The organism is Paenibacillus polysaccharolyticus, assembly GCF_900102085.1.
Taxonomy (GTDB): domain Bacteria; phylum Bacillota; class Bacilli; order Paenibacillales; family Paenibacillaceae; genus Paenibacillus; species Paenibacillus polysaccharolyticus.
Genome location: NZ_FMVM01000019.1, coordinates 81,891 through 101,715, shown reverse-complemented (window position 1 = coordinate 101,715; position 19,825 = coordinate 81,891). Strand labels below are relative to the sequence as shown.

The following is a 19,825-nucleotide window of genomic DNA, read 5'->3' as shown; positions in this document are numbered from 1 at the left end:
TAACCAAAAATTCCAAAAACAAATTTCTTTCTGAATAAAATATTTATATATTTTTCCATAAATAAATATAGTAATAAAACTAACACCCTAATTATTCATTGAACTCCAGAAGATAATAAGGTAATATTTAGGAAATATAAGAGTATAAGGAAGTGGGATGTTGAAGTATAATTTTTCCAGAAGAAGTGCATCAGTTTTTAAATGTCCCTGTAAAGGGTTATTCGGCTATAAGTTGAGTCAACTACTTACAGGACAAGAAGTATACCGATGAAGATTGGACAAGCTAATAATTTCTGATTTTACTATAACAGATCTGCATAAATTAGCAGATCTGTTATTCATATTAAGAATACTAAATAACGGAGGTATGACTTTGAATTCACGCTTAATTAACTCGATAATTGGCTTCTGTGTTGTATTCTTATTGGTCGGCTGCACTGCAAATAGGGAAGGAACGGAAGACACACCTAAATCTGATAATATCGTTTATTCTCAAGAGTATACGAAGGAACTCAAAGCCATAGAAAAAAACATGCTTGAGAATCCTGAAGTATTCCATGAAACTTCAAATGAAAATTACAAAATTTCTGCAACTGTTAATTTAAGTGTTCAGGATGGGGTTGAAAGAATGGTATATGAAATTTTCGTGAAAGACCCTAAGATTAAACTTGAAGATCTTAAAATGAGTTTTAACTTGAATCCAGATATGTTACACAGGCTTAATACGAGTAATATTTTTGAAAGTAATGTTTTGAATGATGCCCCCCTCACAATCTCTACTGATAGTGAAACTACTGGAGCTAGTTTATTTAGAGCTTTTTTACTTGATAAATCGAAACTGGATAAAGAAACGCTTAATCTGTATAAAGATATGTTTGTGAAAATATCCTATGAAATTGATGGGAAGGTCCATCAAGATTTTTTCAAACTTCAAGCAACTCCTTCAGAAGAGATACAAACCTATTTAAAAGAAGCATCTTCAGAAAATCAAAACAAATAATCGATTATAAAGCACATTACAATAAACAGACTATACTCATAAAAATAAATCCACTTAATGAATCTGAACCAAGTGGAAATTATAAAAAATCCGACATTTCATTCTTAAGAATGATCGTCGGATTTTCATGTTTTTTCTAGGGCGTGTCTGAAAACGCCACACTTCAGTAGGTTTCAAGAAACGCCCTAAAACCTGCCCGATTTAAAAATCGAGTACAGCAGAAATGCCACCATGAGGATCGCCACGAGAAAACCAATCTCAATCACCGGAATATCCCATAGCATCGTGGATTGGTGACTAATCGAAGAACCGATAATAAGTCCTACCATGATGATACAGAAGGCGAGCAGCACAATGCTGAACGATAAACGATTGCTGATCTGATCCAGTCTGCGCATGAGCGACTCTAATTCGGGAACGCTGATCTCCAGTCGCAGCTTACCTTTGCTGATGATGGAGGACAACTGCCGCAGCTGTCCCGGCAAACCAATGACACTTTCGGCCATATCTGCCGCACTGCGAAACAGCCGATTTTTGATCCGACCCGCACTAAAACGTTCCTTGAGCAGCTTTCGCCCGAACGGCTCTGCCATATCCACAATGCTCAAGGTAGGATCAAGATGTTCAATGACCCCCTCCATCGTCAGCAAGGATTTGCCCATCAACAGTATATCTGCGGGCATGACAACCCTATGTTTCTGGGCAATGCCAAACAGATCATTGAGCGCCTGTCCTACACTGATTTTGGAAAAAGGAATATCGTAATATTTCGTTCGAAGTTTATCCAAATCCACATGAAGGGCGCGCGCGTCCATGTCATCAGGCATCATACCGAGCTTCTCAATCGCACGGATCATACTATCCGTATCCTTACGCATCAGCCCGATAATAAGAGAGGCAAGCTGCTGCTTCATCTCATCACTCAGACTGCCCACCATACCGAAGTCGATGAAAGCCAGTCGCCCGTCCTTCAGCACCATCAGATTGCCCGGATGCGGATCGGCATGGAAGAAGCCATGCATAAAAATCTGATTGAGCAACGCATCCACCAGCCGCTCGGCAATATTGTTCAGATCATGACCACGCTTCACCAGTTCATCCCGATTATTCAGCTTAATGCCCTCGATATACTCCATGGTCAATACACGTGATGAGGTCTGATCCCAGTAGATTACCGGAATTTTCACTTTAGGGTCCTGCTGATATTGCTGAGCAATCTTCTCCGTATTGCGACCTTCCACCGTATAATCCAGCTCAGCCATTAGAGCTTGGGCATACTCTTCCACCATCTGCGGAATCTGGTATTGTTTCACCCATTCCCAACGTTTCTCTGCCATCGCAGTCAGTTCACGCAGAATATCCAGATCACGTTGCACAATCCGCGATATGCCAGGGCGCTGGATTTTGATCGCTACCGCCTCTCCGCTCTGAAGTTTGCCCAGATGCACCTGACCAATACTGGCCGCGGCCACCGGGGTATCCTCGAACCGGGAAAAGATCTCTTCCAGCGGTGTATCCAATTCCTGTTCCAAAATACCCCGTGCCGTCTCTGATGAGAATGGCGGAACCTGATCCTGTAATTTGACCAGTTCCCGAATCACCGATTCAGGTAATAGATCTGCCCTTGTGCTTGCAAGTTGCCCCAGCTTCACAAAAGCCGGCCCCAGCTCCTGCAACACCAGCCTGATCCGTTCACTTAACGTTTTGGTAGGTTGCGCTTCACGCGACATCCACCGTCTGGGCAGCGCGAGTAGCTGGAATAAACCCAACTCCTCGACCATATAACCGAAGCCATGACGCACCAGCGCCATGGCAATTTCCCGGTATCTGCCAACATGTTTGATCCGCACGGCCATCTATTCGATCTCGTTTCCTTTGAGAGGAGGAGAATCTTCGACAACCGGAGCCGGGGATTCATCAAGTTGAAGTTGAGGTGTCTGATTCTGCTCGGCCAGCTTTTTTTCCAAAACGGCAACACGCTGTTCCAAACTGGTTACGTCACTTTCGGATGCCACGCCAGCTTCCTGAAGCACACGTTTGACCTGCTCCTGAATGACACGTTTCAGCTGGCCTTGCTCTTCTTCACCGCGCTCCAACAATCGTTCGACAAACGCTTTGGATTCCCCAGGTGCAAGCTTCCCGCGCTCCACCAGATCATCCACGGTTTTCTCAATCTTTTCTTTGCTAACTAACGTAAGACCAAGCCCTAACGAGAACGCCTTCTTGAACAAATCGCTCATCTTATTCATCCTCCTCTTCGGTTGTCTATATATTACACCTGTTAAACCTCGACATGCAAAAAGGAGAGCTTCCTTACACGTACCGCGCTGCCCATTTTCCCGCTTGCAAAACTAATCGACGATATGTTTCATTCGCAAAGGATGGAACTGAATGCCCAGGCATCAGATAAACAATCCGCCCGAGTCCATACTTATGTGCCCAAGCTGCCGGTTTCGGCCCCTCTTTAGACTGATAGTGTAGCAAAATTTTAGTCTCGGTAAATGAACCAAACTCAAATTCATATGGTTCTTCTTCCATCGTAAAACCGGAAATGCCCTCCGTCACAGGATGGCTCTCTTCCGTCACCGTGAACTCCAGTGGCGCATACGGCGGGTGATGAAGAAATTTGGCGCCAATCATCTGTTTGATCTCATTTCGATTCTGAAGCGAGATTCCATTATGTAAGATGACCAGACCGCCCCCGTTACTTACGTAAGACAACAGACCCGCTGTCTGCTGCGGGGAGACTTTTCCTCTCCAATCGTCCATGTATGAGATACATACATCAAATCCCGAAATATTTTCATGAAGCAACATGTTGCGATTTTCACTACATTGAACTGTAATCGTATCTTGAAAAATCCGGCTAATCTCCCCGTCTACCCCCTGTAGCGGATGCCAGTCCGGATGTGTATAATCTCCAATTAAAAGTGCCTTTTTGCGATGATCCATTATAATCATCTCCTTTCTTCTGATGTTATTCGTTTAGATTCGTCTGCACACTCCATATCCTATAAATTAACCACGCTTTATAAAATCGACTACCGTGGTGTTTCTTCATCTCTTCCACTTAGGTTTCGAATAAGATGTTCCCATCTCACAATACTTCCTAGTATAGCCGTATAACGGATTGGCATATCCATATCATCCAGATTCAGCTTGGACTCACCGTCTCCCTGTCACAACACACCCCATCCCTAACACATTCCACATGTTTCACTAAAAACCTTTAATTGTGCAGTCCAACACCCAACTTCACGACCAAAGTCTCAGGAGGTTCAAAACGAATTCAAGCCCTTCCGCATATGGATAAGTTAAGCACGTTCGTTCTGAGCACTTCTGAGCACGATCATTGCACACGGATGCTACACTTGAACTAAGCTTGGTGCTCGCGGTACAGTCGACAATGCTCCACCCATCGCTGTGCGGCTTGCGGATCAGAACCGAGGTGTACATGTGTGTATCCAGCTACGATACTGCCCGCCGCGTATCCCTCCTGCTTCGAACCCCTTAACCCCTTCGTCTCATACGCGTATGGAATGGCTCCTTCTTCGCGGTACGTCATCATGGAGTAATGGAATTCATGCCCCCGTAGAACTTCACCCTGTTTTAGCAAAAAGGAATCCTGAACCGCACTCGCCTCCCGGTATCCCAGTGCAGCTCGTTTCTTCTGCATCTGTACCTGCGCAGGAATAATACCTGCCATGGTATATGTCCGCCCTTCACGATCCGTGAGCGTTTCGGCCAGTACCATATAGCCGCCGCACTCCGCAAACAGCGGCATCTGGGAACGAGCTGCTTCGCGGAGCCCTTCCAGAAAACGCTCGTTTCCGGCAATCACCGCGGCAAACTCTTCAGGGAAACCACCACCCAGATAAATACTATCCGCCTCAGCCGGGATGCCTTCACCAGCGAGTGGACTGAAATACTTCAGCCTTGCCCCAGCCGCTTCAAGCAGTTCCAGGTTATCGGGATAATAGAAATTAAATGCCGCATCACGAGCGACGGCAATAACAGGCTGGTACGTATCCGGCTTGCTATGGATGTGAAGAGCCGCGTGTTGGGCTACATGCTCCGCGTCTTTTACGCTGGCTAAACGGGCAATGTTAGTGATATCGGTTGCGTTAGCCATATCGTTAGTATTGGTTTTGTCGCTAATGAGAGCCATTTCTGTATCACTAGATATATTCAATGTATCGCTAGTACGAGCAGTATCAGCCACATGAGCTGTGTTACTCGGGATGACATTCGTTGAGCCAGCTAGAATGGTGGAATGCACCGAGAGCGGGGGAGCACTTGTTGCCAGCTCCAGCAGAAGATCCAGATCCGTGCCTTCCAGCAACACATCGGCTGCCCGCTGGAATAACGGCTCCAGTTCACCACGCTCAATGGCAGGAACGAGTCCAAGATGTCTCTCGGGGATAGACATGTCTTCATCCCTTTTCAGCCAACCGACGACCGGAATGCCGCACATTTGCTCAATGGCCTTTTTCACAATCGTATAATGCCCCGCACTTCCGCACCGATTCACAATCACACCAGCAATGTTTAATTCAGGCTCCAGATGCTGAAAACCCAGTACGATGGCCGCTGCACTGCGCGCCATACTCCGTACATCGACAACCAAAATCACCGGTGTCTGCGTAATCATCGCGATCTCGGCGGTAGAGCCGATGTTGCTGAGCGGATCTTTGCCATCGTAGAGGCCCATCACGCCTTCAATGATGGAAATATCATGTCCTGCGGAAGCCCGCTGAAAGGTCTGCTTCACATATGCAGGCGAAGTCATCCATGCATCCAGATTACGCGAAGGTCTGCCCGTCACTGCCGTATGATACGTTGGATCAATATAATCCGGACCGCATTTGAACCCCTGAACACTCAATCCTCGCTGGGCGAGTGCCTTCATTAGACCGAGCGTTACCGTTGTTTTGCCAGCCCCACTCCCCGTACCTGCGATGATCAGCCGAGGTGCACTTTGGTTATTGGACGTTACATTTTTTGAGTTCATTGTTCATCCCGCCTTTGCTGTACATATAACAAATAGACCATCCCATATCGGTTTCAACGGCTGGGACGGTCCTTTACATGAGGTTGTAACAACTACTTTTTATGTGTAAATACATAAGATGCTTCCCAATCACACGAACCCTAGCTTAATCAAACGCAACCCGTGCGACAGAGATCGTCAAGTTGCCGCTCTTTTTCTTTTCCAGCAGCCAATGATCCGCTCCCGAAGAGAGCAGCGCCGCCGGTTCACTTACGCCATAGGCTCCGGTGTATTTAAATACCGTCTCGGACGGATTGGCAAGTTGCACCGTATTCAGTTCATCTGGAGTGTAAGTGACGAGTTCCCAACCGTACTTAGCGCATAAAGCCAGTAGGCCTTCCTCATCTTTTTTCAAATCAATCGTAGCCACGTTGCGCACGCTCTTCACGGACAGGGACAGCTCTTCCAGCGTGGCAAGCACTTCCTGCTCCAACTCTTCCATCGCCGTTCCGCGATTGCAGCCCATGCCGAGCACGAGGCTCTTAGGACGATACAACACACCATTGGTTAGAAAACGCTCCTCTTCCACTGATGAAAGCAGACGGTCACTGACCACCAGTGCGGCGTTAAACGCAAACGTTTCCGTCTCCTGCATACTGCCGAAGACCCGAATGTGATCCGGTACAGGTTTGTTATACCGCCACCAGTTGCGTTCACCTATCTCTTGAATCAGTGCCACCGGCTCTTCGTTGACCACCGCCGCACTTACCGGAGTGGCTTTATCAAAGCTATCCACGATCCAGCCCAGTTCACGACCAAACATATCCACCGGGATCGTGCCTTGCACATCTGAAGCCGTCGTAATGACTGCACGCGCACCAAGCACTTCCGCCACTTGACGCGTGAGTTCATTGGCACCGCCAAGATGACCGGATAACACGCTGATCACGTTCTCGCCGCGGTCATCGATGACCAACACGGCAGGATCGACTTTTTTGTCCACCAGCAGCGGAGCAATCATACGGACAACGGCACCCAGCGAGATAAACAGAATGATGCCGTTATAACGTTTGAACAGGTCTGGCAGAATAAGCTTCACCGAACCTTCAAACAGTGTATATCCAAGTTGTTCCTCATCGCCACGGGCAAATTTGCTCATATAATAGACGTCTGTACCCTGAAACTGTCCTTCGAGGTTACGCACCATCTCCACGCCGTGCTTCGTAATGGCTACAGCAGCAAACGGATTACTCACCGGACTTCACTCCCTTGCGATAGCCGTGGGTGAAGGATTTGTCGTACAGTTTGGAACGGTGAGCATCCCGGTTCACCAGATCAGGATCAAGCGCCCAGCCTGCCAGAATCATCGCATGCATCGTAATGCCTGCGGCACGCAGATCCGAAGCCAGATTAGCCAGCGTGGTACGCACAATTTTCTGATCCGGCCATGTTGCTCGCTGCACTACCGCCACTGGTGTATCTTCGCTCCAGCCTGCGGCAAGGAATTCCACCACGACTTTTTTCGCCAGTGTTGCACTTAGGAAGAGCGCCACCGTACAGTGATGTGAGGCCAAATCGCGCAGCTTCTCCCGCTCAGGCACAGGGGTGCGTCCTTCCGCACGTGTCAGGATGACGGTCTGCGTCAGTTCCGGCACAGTCAGCTCCGCTCCCAGCGCCGCTGCCGAAGCAAATACCGAGCTAACGCCTGGAATAATCTCGTACTCCACGCCTTGTTGTTTCAACAGAACCATCTGTTCCAAAATGGCACCATACATTGCCGGATCACCCGTATGTACACGTGCTACACTGCGTCCTGCACGAACCGCTGTGCACATCAGTTCGACCTGCTGTTCCAAATCCATGCCGGAGCTTTGCAACACCTCGGCTTCGGGTTTGGCAGTCGCAATCAGTTCATCATTCACGAGAGAATCCGTGTACAGAACGAGGTCGGCATTTTTCAAAATATTCGAACCTTTTACCGTAATCAGCTCGGGATCTCCCGGGCCAGCACCAACGATGTACACTTTCGGTTCCAATGTTTTCATTATTTGCTCACCACCATCAGGCTTAAATATTCCAGCTCCTGCCCTTTCAGTTCACGGGCGTCACGCCAGAGCAATTCATAAGGAGAAGTGACTTTGGTGACCACCGACGCTTTGCCGCCAAGTCCCATCTCCTCCAACAGCTCCAGCATCGGGTCCAGCACCTTCGCTACTTTGATAAACACAATCGTATCGTGATGCTCAATCGCCTGCCTCATCGCTTCTTTATCCGCTGTAGCCGGAATAATACCAACCTGCTCATCTCCATCTGCCAGATGGATATCCAGCGCTGCCGCCGCACCAAGCACGGAGGATATGCCCGGAATCGAGCTAATCGGCACTTCAGGATGCAATTCACGCATCAGACGTGCAAGGTGGATAAATGTACTGTATAAGTTCGGATCACCTTCCGTCACAAATGCTACATCTTTGCCTTTCTTAAGTGCCTCCCAGCATGCTTCCACGGTTTTGCCCCACTCCCGCTCTAGTACGACCGGGTCTTTGGTCATCGGAAAGATCAGGCCCAGCATCTCTTTCTCCTCTGGGTTCACATATAATTCAACAATTTCGTGGGCGTAGGATTTACCGCCTTTGCGTTTCTTCGGATAGGCGACCACCGGGCATTCGCGAATCATCCGGTATGCTTTGACCGTAATCAGCTCCGGGTCTCCCGGCCCGACACCGACGCCGTACAATGTGCCAACGGTAACTCCGGCTCCTGTCATGCTCTCTGAACTTTCCGTGTGAATCCCGGTACTGTTGATGTTTCCTGTTGTTGTGCTGATGCTGCTCTCCCCCTTTTCATTCTCTGCAAACTATTCCGCTCCGTTCGCTGTTTCGGCTTCCGCTTCTGCTCCTGCTATAAATTGACCTGTAATGACATAGATCGGATTCAGTCCGTCAAAACGGGTCATGTTCAGGATCGGCTTGCTCCGCGCCGTCTGTAGCAAAGTCACGGAGGCGTCCATGCCCGCATCGCGCATCGCCTTCATGCTGTCATGCAGCGTTTCGATGGTCGCTGCATTCACGACAATGCGTCCCTCGGGGCGCAGCCGGGACGCACACAAGGCGATCAGCTGCGCGAGTTCACCGCCGCTGCCGCCAATGAACACCGCATCCGGACCCGGTAGTTCGTCCAGCCCCGCTGGCGCTTTGGCATGAAGGACGGTAAAATCCGTCCGGAATTTGATCCGGTTGGCCTCAATGTTCACGAGGTCACCTTCGTTTTTTTCGATGGCGAAGACCTGGCCTCGCGGCGCCAGCCGCGTGCACTCCACCGCCACCGAGCCCGAACCTGCGCCGATATCCCACACGATGCTGTCATCGCCCAGTTTCAGCTCGGATAAGCTGAACGCGCGGACTTCACGCTTGGTGATGAGGCCCTTCTCGGGTTTGCGCTGATGGAATTCCTCATCTGCAAACCCGAAGCCTTTGCGCGGCGCCGGTGCATCTTTGCGGCGCAACAAAATGACGACGTTCAGCGGGCTGCACTCCGCCGCTGCCAGCTCGTCCAGGGTGTAGTGGCGGGCACGCTCGTCTGCCGCGCCCAGCTTCTCTGCAACGTAGGCATCGTACTCGGTCATGCCGAACTGTTGCAGATAAGCCCCGATCGCAGCGGGGCTGTTATGCTCGTCCGTGAGCAGCGCGACTTTAGCTTTGCCATCGATGCGCTGGGCGAGGCCTTTGAGCGGGCGACCGTGCACGCTTTCGAGCACGGCGTCGTGCCAGCTCTCGCCAAGCCTTGCGAATGCCAGCTGCAGCGAGCTGAGATTAGGCCGGATATCCAGCTGATCCGGGCCGAGTTTGCGCGCGAAATATCCGGCGATGCCGTAAAACAGCGGGTCTCCTGACGCAAGCACAACGATGGTGTGCGAGTCCTGCAACGCTTTTATTTTCGCAACGAGGTCATTCAAACTGCTCTTAATCACAATCTTCTCTCCCGCAAATGCCGGGAAAAATTGCAACAGACGTTCGCCGCCTACCAGCACATCGGCCTCCTGAATGAGTTGTAGACTGTCTGCCGTCAGCCCCGCCGCGCCTTCTTCACCTACGCCAATAATGCGGATATTACGATTCTTTGCTCCAGTTGTTATGTTCGAGTTCACTGATTTCCGCCCTCCCCAGTTCCATTCCTTTCATGGTGACGAGCACCACTTCCACCGTTACGCCGCCCCCCGCATGTTCCAGACAGTGCTGGCAGGCGTATAAGCATAACTTTTCAAAATAAGGCAAATATCCCGCTTCGGTCATCATATCTGCTACCTGAGTCGCCGTGTTGGCTTCCTCGATCGCTTGCGCCAGTTCATCGCCAGCCCCGGTCTCGCGAGCCACGGACGCAAGAAATCCAAAATCCACCGGCGCACTTTTGGAGTGCACCATCATGACCCCTTGAGCCACTTTAGCGAATTTGCCCGGCATCCCGACCAGACTGATGCGTTTCATGCCCAGCCGTTTCCCGTGTTTGATCGCAAAGCCGACAAAGTCACCCATCTGAATAAAGGCTTCTTCCGGCAGTTCGGGCATCATTTTCATGGCGTACTTCTCACTACTGCCGCCTGTTGTCAGCACAATGTGCTCGCAACCGGAAGCCTGCGCAACGGAAATCGCCTGTACTACACTGGCTTTGTACGCTGAAGTAGAGAACGGAACGACCACGCCGCGTGTACCCAAAATGGAGATACCGCCAAGAATGCCAAGCCGTGCATTGAGCGTTTTCTTCGCAATCTCTTCGCCGTCCGGTACGCTGATAACCACTCGTACCCCTCTTGCAGTACCATATTCCGCAAGTACTTGGGTGACTGCTTCGGTAATCATACGGCGCGGCACGGGATTAATGGCCGCTTCCCCAACAGGCACGGGCAATCCTGGCTTCGTAACACGCCCCACACCAATGCCGCCATCCAGCTCTACCCCCGGCTCGTCCCGCCAAGACACATGCGCAATGATTTTCGCCAAATGTGTGGCGTCCGGGTCATCCCCGGCGTCTTTGATCGTGGCACAGGTCGCCGTACCGTCCGTCATCAGTTCCTGCTCGATCAGCTCGAACGAGTGGTCAAAGCCGGCGGGCAAGGAAACCACGGCTTGCGCAGGGATATGACCCGTTAACAGGAACTGCGTCGCTCCCTTGGCAACAGCTGTTGCACACGCCCCGGTCGTAAAGCCGGAACGCATCGGTTTATCCGGGTCCGGTGCTTCTCCGCTCTTCATGCGTTTCTTTTCCATGGCTTTGAACCTCCCGTCCTTCTATATGCTAGCTTGTTCGTGCGCTTATGTTGATTGTTGGTTGATGTTGATTGTTCATTGTTGTTTGGTCTTGTATGGATTGTTGATACATTAATTTTTAGTTTTACTCAACAACTGCGGTGCTAGTAACTGTACACTAACCCCTGGAGAGCGTTAGAAGTTACCGGAGCGGAATCCCCATCTCTGATGACTCGCACGCTAAGCGTCTCATTTACTTAACACCCACACACTCACGACTGAGCGCTAACGATCACAGATAACGTTATTCGGCCTAATATGCCCTCGCTGGAATTCTAACGATCTCAGGAGACGCTATTTCACTAAAACAGTGCGATTTCCAGCGCTTTTGGGTGGTTTTGGGCGAAATAACGTTCCTCAGGATCGTTAGAATTTCAAGAAGGTGATTTTACGCTAAATAAGCTTCCTGGTGATCGTTAGAAGTTGCTGGACTTTAATAGATTCGGACATGGCCCTTAGTGAAGACTCTTCCAGTTCTCATTAGGATTCGGCACGGCTCGCTAACCAGACTTAAATCAGATCAGGTAGATTTCGTTTGACCTCGCTGGTCGAACGAGGCAAACCGCCTTAGTACTCCCGCTGCTCTATGCCTTTACAGCCATCAACGAGATTGCGTTGAGTGCTGCCACAACGATGGTACTGCCGCCTTTGCGACCGATGTTGGTGATAAAAGGAATGTCCAGCTTGCGTAGCTCGTCCTTGGACTCGGCCGCGGATACAAAACCTACCGGCATGCCGATGATCAGCCCCGGCTTGGCCTCGCCCTCTTTGACAAGACGAATCAATTCCAGTAGCGCCGTTGGCGCGTTACCGATGGCGTAGATGCCCCCGTCATACATTTGGGTTGCTTTGCGCGTCGAGATGATGGCACGCGTGGTGTTGAGGCGTTTGGCCTCTTCCATTACATCTGGATCGGATATATGTACATGTACATCGCCGCCAAAACCGCGAATACGATCCTTGCTCACACCCGCCTGAATCATCTGCACATCGGCAATGACTGACTGACCTGCACGTAGCGCCGCAATCCCTGCCTGGATCGCATCCGGGTGAAACACCATACTACGGCCCAGTTCAAAATCAGCCGAAGCGTGAATCACACGCTGTACGACTGGATACTGCTCATCGGTAAACGGGTGCTCCCCCAGTTCCTCCGTAATCATCTCAAAGCTCTTACCTTCAATTTCCTGAGGTTGCACGGTCAGCGGTTTAAATTCCGTCTTAAAATCCACCCGAATCACTCCATTCTTCTTTCGATATTTACAATAAAGCCGTTCAAAGTTGCGTTATTCAAATTAAGCCTATCGGGGAGATTATTTCCCCAAAATACTTTTCAGCTCGTCCAGTACACCATCAAAATGATCAAACACCGTGCCAAACTCCGCCTCTGGACGTGAGATCAGCACAACATGAATGCCCAGCTCCAGTGCAGACTGGATTTTCTCATCCACGGCTCCGGTTTTACCGCTTTCCTTGGTGACCATCACCGTTGTTGCATAGTGCTTGTAAAGTGCCTCATTCATTTCTCGGGAAAAAGGTCCTTGCATCGCAATAATATTGCGTTGCTCTACACCCAGCTCACCGCATTTCTCCATATTGTCGAGACGGGGGAGCATGCGTGCAACAAGTCTTATATCCGGATCACCGAGCAGGTGCTTGGTGAAGATTTGCAGCGTTTTGCTGCCTGTTGTCAGCATGACAGAACCTTTCAGCTCTTTGGCTTTGAGTGCTGCCTCATCATAAGATGACACGACATGTAATAGTTCATGGTCATCATAAGCAAGCCCCGTTCGTTCGTAACGAATGTAAGGAATGTCCGCTTGTTTCGCGGCTTCCATAGCATTCGCATGGGCTTCTTCGGCAAAAGGATGGCTCGCATCCACAAGGACAGGGGTATTTTTTTCACGAATCAGCTTCACCATCGCCTCTACGGTCAATCGGCCTGTCCGCACTGGTAAACCGGCTTCGGTCAGACTTTGGGCTGCACTCTCGGTCACAACCGACGTCAGGACGTTATGTCCTTGTTGCTGGATTCGGATCGCAAGTTCACGTGCATCGCTTGTACCGCATAACATAAGGATCATGAACGCTTCACCTGCTCGGAAGTTGCTGCCACTTGTGCCTGAGAAGAGGATGCATGCTGCTGAATATCTCCTGCTGTTGCTTCTGAAGCGTGTTGCTGGTTGCTCCGATGTCCTTCGTGCTCATGGTGTGAGTGATGCAACTCTTCGTCATGGTCATGATGGAAATCAAGTGTTGCCTCACGAGTAGATGCAGCCTCCGCAGCGTGCTCGGAATGCTCGTGGTCGTGGCTATGATCGTGATGATCGTGCTCATGATGGTGGTGATCGTGCCCGTGGTCATGTCCGTGATCGTGATGATCATGGTGATGGTGGTCATGGTGATGATCATGGTCGTGGTCGTGGTCGTGATGGTGATGATGGTGTTTGGCCGCTTCGAGGCGGAACTGGCAGTTGTCACAGTTGGCTGTAACCCTTCCATATAGCCCCTCGTGCGCACGTTCCAACACCAGCTCGACCAGCTTCGGATGGAAGCCGAAATAACCACCGATTTCGACTTGAATATCTGGATGCGCGGCTGCAAATTCGGCCGTCATCTCATCAATGCGTTTAATCAGCACACCGGTAAAGAGGAAATACGGCATGACGATAATTTTTTTCGCACCAAGCAAGAGACAACGTTCCAATCCATCCGGGAAAGAAGGCTGGGTTACGCCGATAAAGCTGCTTTCCGCCCATCTGTACGGCAACTTCTCCCACAGCATACGGGTCATTTTGAAAAAGTCACTGTTGGCATCCGGGTCACTGCTTCCCCGTCCAAGTACAAGTACAGCGGTCTCTTCATCAGTCACCGTAGCAGGCGGAGCGGCCAATGCAACTGCTGTTTCTGTTCCACCTTCAACTTGAGTTGCAACCCGTATAGGCTGCGCCTCTTGCAGTCGAGTTTGCATAATTTGCACCACTTTTTCATGTACACCAATCGGACGCCCATAGATAAACTGCACTTGCGGATAACGAGCTTTGGCACGATCAATCGCATTCGGAATATCAATTTTGGCATGACCGGCTGCAAATAAAATAATCGGTACGAGTACGACACGGGTTGCGCCTCGATCTACACAAGCGGTAACTCCATCCGCAATACTTGGTCTGGTTAATTCCAGAAAACAGGTTTCGACCATTGTGTTCTCCGGTGCTTGCTCCGCGACCTCACGTGCAAACTCCTTTAACTCGCGGTTCCCCTCGGGATCACGGCTCCCGTGTCCCACCAACAAAATTGCATCCATCTTCGTATTTCCTCCTCTGTCCGATCCACAGATCAGATTTCTCATATTCGTAAGGCTCTCCACTCGGTTCCAAGGAAGAAAGGTATAATCTATGTCTAAGTCTGTATTGATGAAGCTGTAAATGTTGTATCTATCTCAATCAGCTGGGTTTCAGCCGAGTTGTGTCTGGGTTAACTTTTGGCTTTGTGGCCTCTTATCTTCCGTAGATCACTCTGCTGCTGATGCTTAAGTGGACTTCAAGCCCGTAACCCAAACTACGCACTTCCACTCTTAGTCACCGCATACCGGATTCACTTCAACAGTGACTGGCGCATCCACATGACGGAAGCCTTGAATGACTCCTACACGTTTGAAAAACTTGTGGAACCGCTCGTTCGGATGACCTTTTTCCTTGTACTCCGCGACAATACGTTCCACAATGCCGCCGATCTGATCACCCGGAATGCCCTCTGCTACAGGCTGAGCCGGGTGGGCATTGCGGCCAAACTTTTTCCCGCCAAGGAACAGATCGTATCCTCCTTTGCGGTACACGATACCGATATCCTCCAGCACTGCCCCGTAACAAGCCATACCGCAGCCGTTTAACGCTACGCTCGTTTCCTTCGGAGCAGACAATCCACCGATCACGTCCTGCAAATGGTTAGCCATCGGCACCGCGTCGTCCTTCTCCAGATTGCAGAAGTCACAAGCTTTGACTTTGATCACATCCCCGATCGGCACGACGATAAAGTTTGCTGCGCGCAGCTCATCTACCAGCGCATCCGGTTCAAACGTCGGCACTCTCAGAATAATCTGGTGCTCTGGCGTATACTCGAGTTCACCATCCTCGCTTGCGCACTGCGCCAGCAGGGCCATCTGAGCGGCGGTGAACTTTTTGTTGCCCACGCCGGGCGACACGCCGATCTCAAAGAGCGGCGCCTTGCGCCCCGGCACGGGCACAGCAGCGGCTGCGCCAAGCACCGCTGCGCTGCTCGCGCCCTGCGCGCTTGCGGCTGCCGGGCCTGACGCCGATGCGTCCAGCCAGCGGCTTGCCGCTTCGCCTGCGAGCGCACCGCCTGCCGCGAGCCGCGTCAGCGCCTCGGCGGCGAGCTCGGCTGCGCCGGCGCGTGGCGCCACGGCGGCAGCGCGCGGCGCGGCCCCTGCCGCCGCGGACGCGGGCCGCTCTGCGGCAAGCACGGCGGTGCCAGCACCGCTCGCCGGGCTTGCCGCAGGCGGGGTTGCCGCCCATGCGCTTGCGGGCGGCTGCCCTTGCGGAGCCGTGCCCGCTCCGGCGCTGGCGCCGCGCAGGGCTGGCTCCGCCGGTGGCACGGCCTGCGCATCGCGGGCCGTGCCATTGCCCGCTGCCTCGCCGGAGGCGGCAGCGCGGGCTTCTTGCGCGCCGAGCGACCATGGCTCGGCTTCGGTGCGTAGCCGCTCATGTGGCCTGAGCGGCTGTTCCGCGGAGTTCAGCGTATACTTCCGCTGATATCCGCGCGGCGTGACCATGAGCCCTTCGTACATCATGGTCGAGGAATTGCCGATGATCACGGTGGTTAACATACCGATATCGTGATTCAGCATATCTTCCAGCGTCGTCATGACCACGTCCTGGCGCTCCCGATATGCACTTTTGACCAAGCCAACCGGTGTCTTTGGATCACGGTAACGTAGCAACATCTCTTGCGTTTCTACAATCTGGCGTGTCCGGCGTCCACTGCGGGGATTATACAGAGCAATAACAAAATCAGCGGAAGCCGCTGCCTCAACCCGCCGAATAATCGTTTCCCATGGTGTCAGATGATCGCTAAGACTGATCGTGCAAGCATCGTGCATGACAGGCGCACCAAGCAAGGACGCACACGATTGAATAGCCGACACGCCAGGAATAACCTCGACAGCTACGCCAGTATCCGGCTTCCAGCCTTGCTCGATCAGCACCTCATATACAAGTCCTGCCATACCATATACCCCGGCATCCCCACTGGAGATTACGGCAACAATATGGCCTGCTTCCGCTTGTCTTACCGCTTCCTGTGCCCGGCTGACTTCCTCCGTCATACCTGTACGCACAATGGCTTGTCCATTCAACAAAGGCCGGATCAGATCCACATAGGTGTTATATCCAATGATGACCTCGCTTTCCTGCAATGCATCCAGTGCCCGTTTCGTTATGTGCTCCATCGCACCTGGACCGAAACCGATGATCAGCAACTTGCCTTGCTTTTGCATCCCGTTTTCCCCCTCACTCCACTTGTCATACAATTAATGCCCCAACCTTGTTTATCCCAAAAGTTCCCCGATACAGATGTGTCTCTATCGCTTATAGCCCTGTAACACATCATTTCTTCTACTTAACTCGGCAATGTTGTTCCTGTCCGAAAAAACAAAAAAATCCCATCCTAATCACGGATGAGATACGCATGTACTTACACTCAGAAAAACCTGGCCTGTAATATTCCATAATAAGGAATTATAAGCAGCCAGAATAGCCCATATAGAGCCTCGCAAGACAAACCACGGTTTGTCCCTTTCCCGAACTTATCGTACACCACTCCTTTCCGCGAAGGGTTTGGTGACACATGCAAGGTAGGTCTCCTGGCTCTGGATCATTAGCGTTCTTTCCTGTCTTCCCCGGTATACCGAGTGACTTTCATGGAAAACGCTTCACCATTACAGTGGCGGGACCGCTCGGGACTTGCACCCGATTCCCTGTTACCTCTTGCTTTATGCAAGAGCACCTTGCTGTTTTCATATTGTCTTCATCATACCATCGGTCAGGAAATAATGTCCACGCTTCTCAAGATTGTCCTAAACATTAATTTTGGATAAAAATGAAAAAAAGGTCCCGATCCGATAACGGATCAGAACCTTTATATATCCATCCATATAACTGATGTGATTCCTTCTAAACTTAATACCTCTGTATACGAATTGCGTCTGCTATTCTTCATACAGCTACTCTTGCCCTGTGAATGCTCTCTTTATTAATCTTCCCGGACACCCACCGGATTCGCGGCAAAATAACGTCCCAGTTCAACGATGAGCGCTCCCATCTTCTCTTCGTCTGGTACAACCAGCGCTTCAATGCCTTCCTCACGCATGGCATTCGCCGTAACTTTACCAACAGACGCCGGGACTACCCCTTCTTTGAAGGCTGTCAGCATCTGCTCCAGCTTACCTTGAGATGTCGCATATTCCGTCAAAAACCGCACCTGCGGCCCACTTGTAAAGGCCACCGCATCTAACTTATGCTGAATTACTTCGTTCAGCAGTTGCTCCAGCTCTGCCTCTTCTGGCGGTACGTGACGATACGGCAACACCTGCCGCACAACAGCTCCTTGTTCTTCTAACCAGCGAACCAGCTTGGGAGCCGTTTCCCCATGCAACTGTAACATCACCTTTTTGCCTGCCAGATCATGTGAGCTAAATTCCCGAATCAAACCATCTGTACTACCATCATCATCACGTACCAGAGGTGTTAGCTTCAGCTTTTTTAACGCATTTACCGTTTTGTACCCTCGCGCTGCAATACACGATTCAGCCAAGACATTCCGAAGTTGTCCGGCTACATCCATGTCCTCAGCCATGTCGAACAAAGCATCCAGTCCCATACCCGTCGTAAACACTGCCCAATCCGGCGGATCAGAAATCCAGGAAACCAGTCCATCTCGAATGTTACGATCATCCAGAAACACCGTGCCTTGTGCAGGACGCACAAGCGGGATTCCGCCCATTTTCTCTACCAATAGAGACATCTCTTTGGACTTTCTCGGTCCGGTTAATGCCACACGTACCCCTGCCAAATGTTGAGCCATTCATGTTCCCCCCGTTATTAAGCCGAAAGTTCATCAATCTGACTACAGTATACAGGGTACTTCTGCGGAGGGAAACCATGTCTGCTTGCTTTCCGGCCTCTTTAGCTATAACGATTTTTTATGGTTTGCATCAGGAAGGCTGCAGATTGCCGCCGCCAGGTGATGTTTTACCTTTCTTCTCTATGGACTTTTCCGCTGACTTATCACCAGACTTCTCTTCGGACTTCTCTTCGGACTTCTCTTCAGATTGATCTGATTCACCAGATGCCTGCTCCTGCTTCTGTTCACCTTCCTGCTGTTTGCCTCTCGAGGCCCTATCTCCCGATTCAGAGTTCGGTGCATGCCCAGCCTCCTTTTTGCGCGGACGAAGAAATAGAAAGAATACGATTGGAAACAGCACCTCAAATACAATGGCAACCCATGTCCATTCCCGTGTAAATCGATTCAGTTGGATCGCATTGCGGAAAAACCAGAACGCACATACAAAACCCAGCAACGCAATGGGTCCGGTCAGTACTTTACCAGACACTTTGGGAATCATGCGTTTCAACCCCCAGCACACTAAATACAGGTCAAACGCAATCTTGGTAATAATACAAGGCAAAGTTGCTGCCGCAAGCGCCAGATCGAATCGATCTAGAAAGTCACTAATCTGCAGCTGTCTTGCCAGCTCATATGATGGGTATACAAGTCTTGAAGCAATGGGTACACCGATGGAGGTGATCGTTTCTATTACAATAAGCATCATAAGCAGTCCCGTGACGATGTTGCCTGTAACGATAGACTTTACTCGAAAATCACTTCCCCTTACGATAAAGGGCAGAAAAATCATCTCTCCATAAAACGAAAAGAGATACCAGCTCCCCCTGCCCACACCCGCCAGGTCAACATCGAAATAGGGCTTCAGGTTATCCAGATTGATCTGCTGAATTAGCATAAACGGCACAATGATGGAGTTTAACAGAAAAAGCGCTACATATAACTCCACCATGCCAATCAGGGAACCTAGCCCTCCTCGCACGATAAATATAGCCATGACAAGCAGAGAGAGCACGATAATCGATATTGGTGTTGTTTCCAACAATGTGATACTTACATAATCCCCTGTTAGCCGAATATCTCTCGCGAATACAAAGAAGAAAAACGCGATGTACATCAATCCGGCCAATCTTCCCAGAAAGGGAAATCGTGTCACTAATGATTCAAACAGATCCTTGTCTGGAAAACGCCGCTGGACACGGCTGAGCAGCCACATCGATGTAAACATAATCAGAACAACGGGTATGTAACAAAGATAGGCATGCTGTTCTGCATAATAAATGGCTTGTGCATGAGGTTGTAGCAGTGTACCCGTAATACTAAGCAGCATGAGCATCAAGATCATTTGCCTGTGCGTTACCTTCTGAATCATCCTGCCCCTCCTTCCGTACC

16 protein-coding genes and 1 riboswitch are annotated in these 19,825 nt (G+C 50.5%); of the genes, 1 reads left to right on the top strand and 15 read right to left on the bottom strand.

Translation table 11 applies throughout. The features are described from left to right. Positions 1 to 373 precede the first annotated feature (373 nt). On the top strand, positions 374 to 1,000 hold the full coding sequence (locus BLQ13_RS23675) for a hypothetical protein (protein WP_090924160.1): 627 nt from the start codon (positions 374 to 376) through the stop codon (positions 998 to 1,000). 185 nt (positions 1,001 to 1,185) lie between these two features. Here BLQ13_RS23675 and BLQ13_RS23670 read toward each other — a convergent pair whose 3' ends face one another. The 15 genes from BLQ13_RS23670 to BLQ13_RS23600 all read right to left on the bottom strand — a co-directional run bounded on the left by BLQ13_RS23670 (position 1,186) and on the right by BLQ13_RS23600 (position 19,805). After that, positions 1,186 to 2,856, bottom strand: a complete 1,671-nt coding sequence (locus tag BLQ13_RS23670) for an ABC1 kinase family protein (protein ID WP_090924159.1) — start codon at positions 2,854 to 2,856, stop codon at positions 1,186 to 1,188. After that, the gene (locus BLQ13_RS23665; protein WP_090924158.1) at positions 2,857 to 3,240 is read right to left on the bottom strand and encodes a phasin family protein; all 384 of its coding nucleotides are present in this window, start codon (positions 3,238 to 3,240) and stop codon (positions 2,857 to 2,859) included. A 73-nt stretch (positions 3,241 to 3,313) separates the two neighbouring features. Then, a complete protein-coding gene (locus BLQ13_RS23660; protein WP_090924157.1) occupies positions 3,314 to 3,952 on the bottom strand; it encodes a ThuA domain-containing protein in 639 nt (212 codons plus the stop codon). Positions 3,953 to 4,376: 424 nt separating this feature from the next. After that, on the bottom strand, positions 4,377 to 6,011 hold the full coding sequence (locus BLQ13_RS23655; RefSeq protein ID WP_090924156.1) for a cobyrinic acid a,c-diamide synthase CobB: 1,635 nt from the start codon (positions 6,009 to 6,011) through the stop codon (positions 4,377 to 4,379). A 145-nt stretch (positions 6,012 to 6,156) separates the two neighbouring features. After that, complete coding sequence (locus BLQ13_RS23650; RefSeq protein WP_090924155.1) at positions 6,157 to 7,245, bottom strand: cobalt-precorrin 5A hydrolase; 1,089 nt, start codon at positions 7,243 to 7,245, stop codon at positions 6,157 to 6,159. Beyond that, positions 7,238 to 8,035, bottom strand: coding sequence for a precorrin-4 C(11)-methyltransferase (cobM, locus tag BLQ13_RS23645; protein WP_090924154.1), 798 nt, complete (start codon positions 8,033 to 8,035; stop codon positions 7,238 to 7,240). Before cobM ends, BLQ13_RS23650 begins: the two co-directional genes overlap by 8 nt. Next, complete coding sequence (gene cobI, locus BLQ13_RS23640; protein WP_090924153.1) at positions 8,035 to 8,757, bottom strand: precorrin-2 C(20)-methyltransferase; 723 nt, start codon at positions 8,755 to 8,757, stop codon at positions 8,035 to 8,037. Before cobI ends, cobM begins: the two co-directional genes overlap by 1 nt. Before the next feature lie 90 nt (positions 8,758 to 8,847). Continuing rightward, positions 8,848 to 10,137, bottom strand: a complete 1,290-nt coding sequence (gene cbiE, locus BLQ13_RS23635; protein WP_244159437.1) for a precorrin-6y C5,15-methyltransferase (decarboxylating) subunit CbiE — start codon at positions 10,135 to 10,137, stop codon at positions 8,848 to 8,850. Further along, the gene (locus BLQ13_RS23630; protein ID WP_208606823.1) at positions 10,100 to 11,254 is read right to left on the bottom strand and encodes a cobalt-precorrin-5B (C(1))-methyltransferase; all 1,155 of its coding nucleotides are present in this window, start codon (positions 11,252 to 11,254) and stop codon (positions 10,100 to 10,102) included. The genes cbiE and BLQ13_RS23630 overlap by 38 nt, the downstream gene beginning before the upstream one ends. Before the next feature lie 623 nt (positions 11,255 to 11,877). Next, positions 11,878 to 12,525 (bottom strand): precorrin-8X methylmutase, encoded by a 648-nt coding sequence (locus BLQ13_RS23625; protein ID WP_090924152.1) that lies wholly within the window; start codon positions 12,523 to 12,525, stop codon positions 11,878 to 11,880. An 81-nt stretch (positions 12,526 to 12,606) separates the two neighbouring features. Beyond that, positions 12,607 to 13,377, bottom strand: coding sequence for a precorrin-6A reductase (cobK, locus tag BLQ13_RS23620; protein WP_090924151.1), 771 nt, complete (start codon positions 13,375 to 13,377; stop codon positions 12,607 to 12,609). After that, positions 13,374 to 14,600 (bottom strand): sirohydrochlorin chelatase, encoded by a 1,227-nt coding sequence (locus tag BLQ13_RS23615; protein WP_090924150.1) that lies wholly within the window; start codon positions 14,598 to 14,600, stop codon positions 13,374 to 13,376. Before BLQ13_RS23615 ends, cobK begins: the two co-directional genes overlap by 4 nt. Positions 14,601 to 14,870: 270 nt before the next feature. Continuing rightward, positions 14,871 to 16,808, bottom strand: coding sequence for a precorrin-3B C(17)-methyltransferase (gene cobJ / locus BLQ13_RS23610; protein WP_090924149.1), 1,938 nt, complete (start codon positions 16,806 to 16,808; stop codon positions 14,871 to 14,873). Positions 16,809 to 17,147: 339 nt separating this feature from the next. Next, positions 17,148 to 17,336: riboswitch (cobalamin riboswitch) on the bottom strand. 227 nt (positions 17,337 to 17,563) lie between these two features. Next, positions 17,564 to 18,394: a uroporphyrinogen-III synthase gene (locus tag BLQ13_RS23605; protein ID WP_090924148.1), complete on the bottom strand. Its 831-nt coding sequence runs from the start codon at positions 18,392 to 18,394 to the stop codon at positions 17,564 to 17,566. Between the two features lie 130 nt (positions 18,395 to 18,524). Then, positions 18,525 to 19,805 carry a GerAB/ArcD/ProY family transporter gene (locus BLQ13_RS23600; protein WP_090924147.1) on the bottom strand — a complete coding sequence of 427 codons (1,281 nt, stop codon included), beginning with the start codon at positions 19,803 to 19,805 and terminating at the stop codon, positions 18,525 to 18,527. Positions 19,806 to 19,825 lie beyond the last annotated feature (20 nt).

Bases quoted from the DNA above. Each gene is read 5' to 3' on its own strand.
- BLQ13_RS23670 (WP_090924159.1), bottom strand. From the start codon at position 2,856: ATGGCCGTGCGGATCAAACATGTTGGCAGATACCGGGAAATTGCCATG.
- BLQ13_RS23665 (WP_090924158.1), bottom strand. From the start codon at position 3,240: ATGAGCGATTTGTTCAAGAAGGCGTTCTCGTTAGGGCTTGGTCTTACG.
- BLQ13_RS23660 (WP_090924157.1), bottom strand. From the start codon at position 3,952: ATGGATCATCGCAAAAAGGCACTTTTAATTGGAGATTATACACATCCG.
- BLQ13_RS23655 (WP_090924156.1), bottom strand. From the start codon at position 6,011: ATGAACTCAAAAAATGTAACGTCCAATAACCAAAGTGCACCTCGGCTG.
- cobM (WP_090924154.1), bottom strand. From the start codon at position 8,035: ATGAAAACATTGGAACCGAAAGTGTACATCGTTGGTGCTGGCCCGGGA.
- cobI (WP_090924153.1), bottom strand. From the start codon at position 8,757: ATGACAGGAGCCGGAGTTACCGTTGGCACATTGTACGGCGTCGGTGTC.
- BLQ13_RS23630 (WP_208606823.1), bottom strand. From the start codon at position 11,254: ATGGAAAAGAAACGCATGAAGAGCGGAGAAGCACCGGACCCGGATAAA.
- cobK (WP_090924151.1), bottom strand. From the start codon at position 13,377: ATGATCCTTATGTTATGCGGTACAAGCGATGCACGTGAACTTGCGATC.
- BLQ13_RS23615 (WP_090924150.1), bottom strand. From the start codon at position 14,600: ATGGATGCAATTTTGTTGGTGGGACACGGGAGCCGTGATCCCGAGGGG.
- cobJ (WP_090924149.1), bottom strand. From the start codon at position 16,808: ATGCAAAAGCAAGGCAAGTTGCTGATCATCGGTTTCGGTCCAGGTGCG.
- BLQ13_RS23605 (WP_090924148.1), bottom strand. From the start codon at position 18,394: ATGGCTCAACATTTGGCAGGGGTACGTGTGGCATTAACCGGACCGAGA.
- BLQ13_RS23600 (WP_090924147.1), bottom strand. From the start codon at position 19,805: ATGATTCAGAAGGTAACGCACAGGCAAATGATCTTGATGCTCATGCTG.